Consider the following 7,005-nt stretch of genomic DNA (forward strand, 5'->3'; position numbering starts at 1 on the left):
CGGTTACCGCTGGAACGGCCGCTTGCACGACCGGCGCGCCGAGGTCGACGAGCTCCGTCGGTCCCTGCCGACACTGCGCGTCACCGTGGAGATTCGCAGGTCTGCGCCTTTGGTCTCGGGGAGGGTCAGTACGGTGATCGCCGAGACGGCCAGCAACGCGATGCCGTACCAGAGGAAGCCGCCCATGTTGCCCTGGTCGGCGAACCAGGTCTGCAGGTAGGGCGCGGTGCCACCGAAGGCCGCGACCGCGATGGAGTAGGGGACGGCAAGACCCACAGTCCGGATCCGGGTCGGAAAGATCTCCGCGAACGCAGCCGGGGCGACCCCCGTCCAGCAGGCCAACAGCACCAGTGCGATCGACATCGCGGTGAACAGCGACCAGGGCGAGGAACCGACCATGGCGTTGAGCGGGAAGGTGACGGCCGCCATGCCGACCACCATGATCAGCATCATCGGCTTGCGGCCGATCCGGTCGGAGAGCATTCCGGCCAGGGGCAGCGTCGCCAGGAAGACCAGGTTGGCGCCGACGCCGGCCCAGAGCGCACCCTCGGCGTCCATGCCGCGCACGCTGATGGCGTACGCCGGAGCGGCGATCCCCCAGACGTAGTAGGCGACGGTGCCGCCGATGGTCATTCCGATGACCTGGAACAGCAGCTTGGGGTTCCGCCGGATCACGCTCCAGCGGCTCTCCTGAACCTCGTCGGCCTCGCGCGCGCCCTCTTCGAAGACAGCAGTCTCTTTCATGCGGAGCCGCATGACCAGGGAGTAGAGGCCGAAGATGCCGCCCAGGATGAAGGGGACCCTCCAGCCGTAGGAGTACATCTGGTCCTCGGTCAGGATGCCGGACAGCGTGGCGCCGATGAGCGTTCCGGCGATGACGCCGCAGGTGCCTGAGAAGTAGATGAGGCTCGACCACAACCCGCGCCTGGCAGCGGGGGCGACCTCCGCGATGTAGGTCTGGGCCGACGGCAGCTCGCCGCCGTGGGCGAGGCCTTGGCCGAGCCGCGCCACCAAGAGGATGACCGACGCCCAGATCCCGATCTGACCGTACGTCGGAGACAGCCCGATCGCCAGGCTGCCGCCGGCGGCGAGGGCGATCGTGCCCGCCATCGACGACTTGCGGCCGTGTCTGTCGGCGACCCAACCGAAGACGAAGCCGCCGAGCGGCCGGGCCGCGAACCCGACGGCGAAGACGGCCAGGGTGCTCAGCAGGGCAGAGACCTTGTCCTCGTTGTTGAAGAACTGGCCGGCGAAAAAGGCCGCGAAGGTGGCATAGATGTTCCAGTCGAACCACTCCATCGCGTTGCCGGCGCCGATCCCGAAGATCGTGCGGCGCTTGTCGCGGTTGGTGCGGGTGTTCGGGTCGTCGAGAGTGATCTCGACGGGACGGTGGGCGGTGCTCATCGGGCGTACTCCTCGGTGGTGGTCGCGGTTCGGGAGTGTGCGGACAGGGCCTCGAGCTTGGTCATCGCCAGCCCGGCGTGAACAGCGCTGGCGAGCGGCAGGACGGATGCGGCGAAGTCGACCTGCGGGTGGTGGTTCACGGGTGCGGAGTCAGGATCCAGGCCAGGGACGGTCGCGCCCAGCATCAGGAAGGCGCCCGGCACCTCGTTCAGCACGCGGGAGAAGTCCTCCGAGCCGCCGACGGGCTGGGGAAGCTCCAGATAATGCTCTTCGCCGAGGATCTCACGTACGACGTCGGCGCTGAAGGAAGCCTCGTCGGTGTCGTTCACGGTCACCGGATACTCCGGCTCGAACTCGATGGTGGCTCGCACCCCGTGTGCCGTGGCGATCCCCTCGATCGTCTCCCGGATCGCGTCGGCGAGCTTGGTCGAGCTGGCCTCTGAGAAGCAGCGTACGGTCGCCTCGAAGCCGGACTCGGTGGGGATGATGTTGTGGCGGGTGCCGCCGTAGATCCGGCCTACCGTCACGACGACGGGGTCGAAGATGTCGAAGCGCCGGGTCACCATCGACTGCAGTGCGGTGATCATCGCCGCCGATGCCGCGATCGGGTCCTTGGCCCGATGCGGCATCGACCCGTGGCCACCGACTCCGTGCACGGTCACCCCCAGCCGATGCGACGCGGAGAGGATCGGTCCGGACCTGGTGGCCACTACGCCGGTGGGCACCATCCCGCTGAAGACGTGCTGGGCGTACGCGGCGTCCGGGCGTCGACCGCTGGCGTCGAGCACCCCTTCCTCGATCATCACCCCAGCTCCGTCCCAACCCTCCTCGCCGGGCTGGAACATCAGCACGACGTCGCCGGCGAGGCGGTCGCGGTGTTGGTGGAGCAGCCGCGCCGCGCCGACCAGACCGGTGGTGTGCAGGTCGTGACCGCAGGCGTGCATGGCGCCGTTGGTGCTGGCGAAGTCGAGTCCGGTCCGTTCAGCGAGCGGGAGCGCATCCATGTCGCCTCGAAGCAGAACGGTCTTGGGGTGCACGGCGTCCCGCCTGCCACCGCGAAGAACAGCGGTCACCGAAGTGGTACGGGCGCCCGTGCTGATCTCGAGGTCGAGACCGGACAGCTCCGCCAGCACCCGCTCCTGGGTGCGGGGCAGATCCAGCCCTACCTCGGGGTCGTGGTGGAGCTCGCGGCGTAGTCGGGAGAGGTCGTCCGCGAGTGCGGTCGCGTCGTCGAGCAGGTCCATGGATCTCCGTCCGGATCGGATGTGCAGGTCCCGTCCAGGGTGGAGAGTGATGTGCGTCACGCGCCGATATGTGATGATTTCACCCGCCAGATGGTTCACATCGGAGGAATCAACCCTTGCAGCTCGCCGAAGACGATCTTTCGCTCATCCACGCGCTGCAGATCCGCCCACGCGCCACCTGGGCCGAGCTGGGACGTGCTCTCGGTACGACGCCGATCTCCCTGGCTCGGCGGTGGGACCGGTTGCGGGACGCAGGTGCCGCGTGGGTCACGGCCTACCGGTTGCCGGCGGAGGGCGCGCACTACGCCTTCCTCGAGGTCGCCTGCCGTGCCGCCGACCTCGCTGCAGCACGCGACGAGCTGGTTGCCTGGCCGGCGGTGATGTCGGTGGAGGAGGCTTCACGCGACTACAACCTGGTGCTGACGGTTGGCACCGTCTCCCTGCAGGACCTTTCCGCGCTCGTGCTCGACCGGATCCCCGGGATCGCCGGGGTCACCGGCGTACGGTCCCACATCGTCGGGCGCTTGCATGCCGAGGGCAGCGTGTGGCGAGTCGGAGCGCTGGACCCGTACGCGGCGACGGCGGTTGCCGAGATCCGCGAGCCGGTGACTGTTCACGACGGTGCGATCGACCCCTCGGACGAGACTTGGCGACCGCTGGTGGCCGCACTGGCCCTGGACGGGCGCGCGAGTGCGGCGGAGATCGCCCGCTCGACCGGGCGCCCCGTCTCGACGGTGGGTCGGCAGCTGATCAGGCTGCTGCGCTCGGACGTGCTTCGTCTCCGCTGCGATGTGGCTCAGGGGCTGACTCCCTATCCGTTCTACGTGAACTGGTGGTGTCAGGTCCCTACCGCGCATGTGCCTGCTGCGGTCGGCCGACTGCGTACGCATGCCCGGGTGCGCCAGGTCGCGAGCATCCCGGGACCGGCGAACCTCCTGTTCAGCACGTGGCTGGGTGGTCCCGAGGAAGCGCTGCGGATGCAGGAGTTCGTCGAGGATGAGCTGGCCCCGGCCCGGGTGGTGGAGTCGGCGGTGGTGCTGCGCAGCGCGAAGAGAATGGGAACGCTGCTCGGGCCGCAGGGCCGGGCCACCGGCGAGGTGGTGCCGTTCGCGCCGGACTCGAGGTCGGGCGCCATCGTGCATCGCGACGGCGCCCCTCTGACTCCATCATGAGCCGGTCGGCGCAAGACCTGGTTCCGGGCGTGAATATCCGTGTCCAGCACGGTGGCGCGTCTCCTAAGGTGTGGTCATGACCATGTCCGCCGCTGCTCCCGGACCCCGCTGGCTCGGGGACGTCGGACAGGTCGCGTTGGCCGTGGCGCTCGCGCTGGTGCTGTTTCCGGTCGGCTGGACGTCGGTGGTCGAGGGCGAGGTCGCCAGAGGCTGGGAGATCGCGCTCGTCGCAGCGCTGGTCGTCCTCCACAGCGCCGTCGTCACCGCCCGGCGCCGGCCGCTGGAGTCCTTCGCCGTCGGGGCGCTGGCCGAGCTGGTGCTGGTCGCCGCCCCGGATCTGAGCGGGCCCACGGCCGAGGCAGCCGGCAGCGACTACGGGCCGGTGCTGCTGCCGAGCAGCCTGTGTTTCTTCGTGCTGCTCTACGCGGTGAGCGCGCAGGATCGACGGCCCTGGCCAGGGGTGGCCCTCGGCATCGGGCTGGTGGGGTGCCTGGTCACCGTCGTACGTCTGTCGGGGTTCGAGGGCACCGGCCTTGAGGGGTGGACGTGGTGGCTGATGGTGGCCACCGCGACGCTGGGTGCGACGGTGGCGGCATGGGCGCTCGGCCGGTTCCGGGCCACCCGGGCCGCCTGGATCGACCAGCTCGCCGACCGAGCCGCAGCCGAGGAGCGCCAGCGCATCGCGCGCGAGATGCACGACGTCGTCGCGCACTCGCTGGCGGTCGTGGTCAGCCACGCCGAGGCCGGCCGGATGGTCGTCGGGCAGCAGCCCGAGCGGGCCTCGGGGATCCTCGACACCATCGCGACCACGGGTAGGGAGGCGCTCGCCGAGATGCGCGGGCTGCTCGGTGTGCTCGGCGGCGAGTCATCTCGACAAGCTCGATACATCGCCTCGACCGAGCCGCAACCCGGGCTGGCCGATGTCGACGACCTCGTCGAGCGGATGCGCGAGGCCGGTCTGACCGTCCACCTCGACGCCGATGATCCCGGCCAGGTCGCACCGGCCGTCGGGCTGACCGCCTACCGCGTCGTCCAGGAGGCGCTCACCAACGTCACCCGTCACGCAGGACCGGGAGCGGTCGCGACCGTGTCGGTGACCCGCGCCGGGCGCCAGCTCCGGATCGAGGTCAGCGACGACGGCGTGGGGATCCAGCGACCGCCCGGTCGAGGGCTGAGCGGGATGCGCGAACGGGTGTCCGCGGTGGGCGGCACGCTCGAGGCCGGGCCGAGCGGCGAAGGGTGGCGGGTCCGCGCCATGATGCCGCTGTGACGGAGCCAGATGACCCGATCCGGGTCGCGATCGTCGACGACCAGGAGCTGATGCGCTCGGCCCTCCGGATGATGGTGGAGAGCCAGCCCGACCTGGAGCTCGCAGGGGAGGCGGCCGACGGCCACGAGGCGCTCGCCCTGGTGCGTACGAAGCGGGTCGACGTCGTCCTCATGGACCTGCGGATGCCCCGCCTCGACGGGATCCAGGCGACGGCCGCGATCACCGGCGAGCAGCCGGCGACGAGGGTGGTCGCACTGACCACGTTCGACCTCGACGACTACGCGTTCCCGGCGATCCGTGCCGGTGCCAGCGGCTTCCTCCTCAAGGACGCCAGGGCCGAGGAGATCGTGACCGCGATCCGCACCGTCCACGCAGGTCACGCGGTGGTCGCGCCCTCGACGACGCGTCGTCTGCTGGAGCACGTCGCGACCGCACCGACCCCGGACAACGGGAGGGCCGCCGACATCCGGGAGACGCTCACACCTCGCGAGCTCGACATGCTGCTCGAGCTCGCCACCGGCGACAGCAACGCCGAGATCGCCCGTCGCGTCCACCTCTCCGAGGCGACGGTGAAGACGCACGTCGGCCATGTGCTCGCCAAGCTCGGCCTGCGCGATCGGGTGCAGGCGGTCGTGCTGGCGTACGAGACGGGGTTGGTCGGGCCCCGGAGCTGAGCCTCATCCCAGAGGATGAGGGGTCCGCGACCTGAGGGCGACGAAGCGCCGCCGCGGACCGACCAGTGTGGAGACATGACCACACAAGCACCCACGAGACCACGTCCGTCAGATGTCTACTCCCGCCGACCCTGGCGGATCCACCAGATCACGGTCGGTGGCCGCCGGGCGACCGCTCAGGGGGTGGACCGATGACCACCACGATGGAACGTACGCAGCCCCGATCGTCCGTGCGGCGCGCGGCGCCCTGGGTGGCCGGTGCCTGGGCCCTCGCCTTCGGCGCCCTGTCCGGGCTCGCGCTCGTGGGCCGGACAGCAGACCCGTGGACGCCGGAGGCCGCCTCGCCGCTGGGCGGACTCAGCGGCACGCAGATGTCCTGGGTGGTGACCGTCGCCGCGCTCCTGGTGCTGGTCGCCGGGGTCGCGGGAGCCGTCGGCCGGGAACGTCTCGCGCAGTGGCGGGCCGGCTGGCTGCTGGTCGGGGTGGGGCTCGCGGTGGCGCTGGTCGTCTCCGACGTCCGCGCGCTGTCGTTCCTCGGCTATCTGCCGCAGACGCTGCTCGCGCTGGTCGGCATCGGTCCGGCCGCCGGCCACCTGAACTGGGACATCTTCCTCGACTCGGGTACCGCCCTCGCCCACGCGGTCGGCGGTATCGCGAGCGTGGTCGCCGGCATCGGCCTGCTCGAGCGGGCCGCTCCGGAGGGTCGGATCGACTGGGGCCGCTGGGTGCGCTGGGGGCGCCCGGCCGTCACCGTCGCGATCGTCGTACCTCTTCTGTACGCCGTCACCCGGATCGCCTGGGCGGTGGGCGTGCCGTTCGGGATCAGGCAGGAGATGCTCGACGAGCTCGGGTCGGGGAGATGGGCAGGTCTCGGACTGGCGCTCTTCGCGGTCGTCGGGGCCGTGCTGACCTGGGGTCTGATCGCCCGCTGGGGCGAGGTCTTCTGGGCCTGGGTGCCGCGCTTCGGTGGCCGTCCGGTGCCGGTGGCGATGGCGCTGGTGCCCGGGATCCTGGTTGCCGCCGCGGTCACCTCCGCCGGGCTGTCCTTCTGGCGGATGGTGTTTGCCGGTGACCTCTGGGCTGTCCCCGGAGCCACCTCGGACTGGGCGGCGTGGGCTCCCGAGATGCTGTGGCCGGTGTGGGGTGTGGCACTGGCTGTCGCCTGCCTCGCCTATCTGGGGCGCCGTGTCGGACGGCGCTAGCGCGCAGACGGGCCCGCTCGACCTGGAAAACTCCAGGTC

Annotated in this window: 6 protein-coding genes; 4 read left to right on the top strand and 2 right to left on the bottom strand. The window is 70.6% G+C overall.

The features are described from left to right. Positions 1 to 3: 3 nt before the first annotated feature. Together ACFVDI_RS28345 and ACFVDI_RS28350 are read right to left on the bottom strand one after the other, a co-directional pair. A complete protein-coding gene (locus tag ACFVDI_RS28345) occupies positions 4 to 1,404 on the bottom strand; it encodes an MFS transporter (RefSeq protein WP_378912218.1) in 1,401 nt (466 codons plus the stop codon). Further along, positions 1,401 to 2,648, bottom strand: a complete 1,248-nt coding sequence (locus tag ACFVDI_RS28350) for a M20 family metallopeptidase (protein ID WP_378912219.1) — start codon at positions 2,646 to 2,648, stop codon at positions 1,401 to 1,403. The genes ACFVDI_RS28345 and ACFVDI_RS28350 overlap by 4 nt, the downstream gene beginning before the upstream one ends. 116 nt (positions 2,649 to 2,764) lie before the next feature. Between ACFVDI_RS28350 and ACFVDI_RS28355 the strand changes: the two genes are divergently transcribed. The 4 genes from ACFVDI_RS28355 to ACFVDI_RS28370 all read left to right on the top strand — a co-directional run bounded on the left by ACFVDI_RS28355 (position 2,765) and on the right by ACFVDI_RS28370 (position 6,966). Then, positions 2,765 to 3,820 (top strand): Lrp/AsnC family transcriptional regulator, encoded by a 1,056-nt coding sequence (locus tag ACFVDI_RS28355; RefSeq protein WP_378912220.1) that lies wholly within the window; start codon positions 2,765 to 2,767, stop codon positions 3,818 to 3,820. Between the two features lie 76 nt (positions 3,821 to 3,896). Beyond that, positions 3,897 to 5,090, top strand: a complete 1,194-nt coding sequence (locus ACFVDI_RS28360; RefSeq protein ID WP_378912221.1) for a sensor histidine kinase — start codon at positions 3,897 to 3,899, stop codon at positions 5,088 to 5,090. After that, positions 5,087 to 5,764 (top strand): response regulator, encoded by a 678-nt coding sequence (locus ACFVDI_RS28365; RefSeq protein ID WP_378912222.1) that lies wholly within the window; start codon positions 5,087 to 5,089, stop codon positions 5,762 to 5,764. The genes ACFVDI_RS28360 and ACFVDI_RS28365 overlap by 4 nt, the downstream gene beginning before the upstream one ends. Positions 5,765 to 5,955: 191 nt before the next feature. Next, the gene (locus tag ACFVDI_RS28370) at positions 5,956 to 6,966 is read left to right on the top strand and encodes a hypothetical protein (protein WP_378912223.1); all 1,011 of its coding nucleotides are present in this window, start codon (positions 5,956 to 5,958) and stop codon (positions 6,964 to 6,966) included. Positions 6,967 to 7,005: the final 39 nt, after the last annotated feature.

The organism is Nocardioides sp. NPDC057767, assembly GCF_042798275.1.
GTDB lineage: Bacteria > Actinomycetota > Actinomycetes > Propionibacteriales > Nocardioidaceae > Nocardioides.

Coding starts and splice junctions, on each gene's coding strand:
- ACFVDI_RS28345 (WP_378912218.1), bottom strand. CDS start 1,404: ATGAGCACCGCCCACCGTCCCGTCGAGATCACTCTCGACGACCCGAAC.
- ACFVDI_RS28350 (WP_378912219.1), bottom strand. CDS start 2,648: ATGGACCTGCTCGACGACGCGACCGCACTCGCGGACGACCTCTCCCGA.
- ACFVDI_RS28360 (WP_378912221.1), top strand. CDS start 3,897: ATGACCATGTCCGCCGCTGCTCCCGGACCCCGCTGGCTCGGGGACGTC.
- ACFVDI_RS28370 (WP_378912223.1), top strand. CDS start 5,956: ATGACCACCACGATGGAACGTACGCAGCCCCGATCGTCCGTGCGGCGC.